The 1,066-nt window shown below is 69.6% G+C and carries 1 protein-coding gene; it reads left to right on the top strand.

Translation table 11 applies throughout. The features are described 5' to 3' along the window. Positions 1–17 precede the first annotated feature (17 nt). On the top strand, positions 18–1,066 hold a 1,049-nt coding region (locus tag ABT130_RS47680; RefSeq protein ID WP_502992255.1), incomplete at its 3' end, for a beta-ketoacyl synthase N-terminal-like domain-containing protein.

Genomic DNA, 1,066 nt, shown 5'->3' with positions numbered 1-1,066 from the left:
GGTTGGAGGGCCCGGCGGTGACGGTGGACACCGCGTGTTCGTCGTCGCTGGTGGCGATGCACATGGCGGCGCAGGCGCTGCGGTCGGGTGAGTGCACTCTGGCGCTGGCCGGTGGTGTGACGGTGATGGCCAACCCGGGCGCGTTCATCGGTTTCAGTGCGCAGGGCGGGCTGGCCGGCGATGGCCGGTGCAAGTCTTTCTCGGACGCGGCCGACGGGGTGAGCTGGTCCGAGGGTGTGGGCATGTTGGTGCTGGAGCGGCTGTCGGACGCGCGCCGTAATGGCCACCAGGTGTTGGCCGTGATGCGTGGTTCGGCGGTCAATCAGGACGGTGCGTCGAATGGGTTGACGGCGCCGAACGGTCCTTCGCAGCGGCGGGTGATCCGTCAGGCGCTGGCCGTCGCGGGCTTGAACCCCACCGAGGTGGACGCGGTCGAGGGTCACGGGACTGGTACGACGCTGGGTGATCCGATCGAGGCGCAGGCGCTGCTGGCCACCTATGGTCAGGACCGGGACGAGGACCGGCCGCTGTTGCTGGGGTCGATCAAGTCGAATCTCGGGCACACCCAGGCGGCCGCCGGTGTGGCGGGTGTGATCAAGATGGTGCTGGCGATGCGTCAGGGGGTGCTGCCCAGGACGCTGCACATCGACGAGCCGTCCTCGCATGTGGACTGGGCCTCGGGTGCGGTGGAGTTGCTGACCGAGCCGGTGGAGTGGCCGGGGACCGGTCGTCCGCGCCGGGCTGGTGTGTCGTCGTTCGGGATCAGTGGCACCAACGCGCACATCATTCTTGAGCAGGGGCCGGAAGCGCCGGTAGGAGAAGACAGTCCGCAGGGCCGGGTACCGGCTGCGGGTGTGGTGCCGGTGCTGGTCTCGGCCAAGACGGGTCGGGCGTTGCGGGCGCAGGCTGAGCGGCTGGTGTCGTTCCTGGACGGCGAGTCTGATCTGGGTCTGGCCGACACCGCGTTCTCACTGGCGACGACGCGGTCGGTGTTCGAGCATCGGGCGGTGGTGCTGGCCGAGGGCCGTGAGGGTGTGCTGGCCGGTCTTGGTGCGCTGGCCGAGGA

Origin of the sequence: Streptosporangium sp. NPDC001681 (assembly GCF_040298085.1) — a bacterium.
GTDB lineage: Bacteria > Actinomycetota > Actinomycetes > Streptosporangiales > Streptosporangiaceae > Streptosporangium.
Note: the sequence above shows the minus strand (reverse complement) of the source record. Positions and strands in the feature narration are given on the sequence as shown.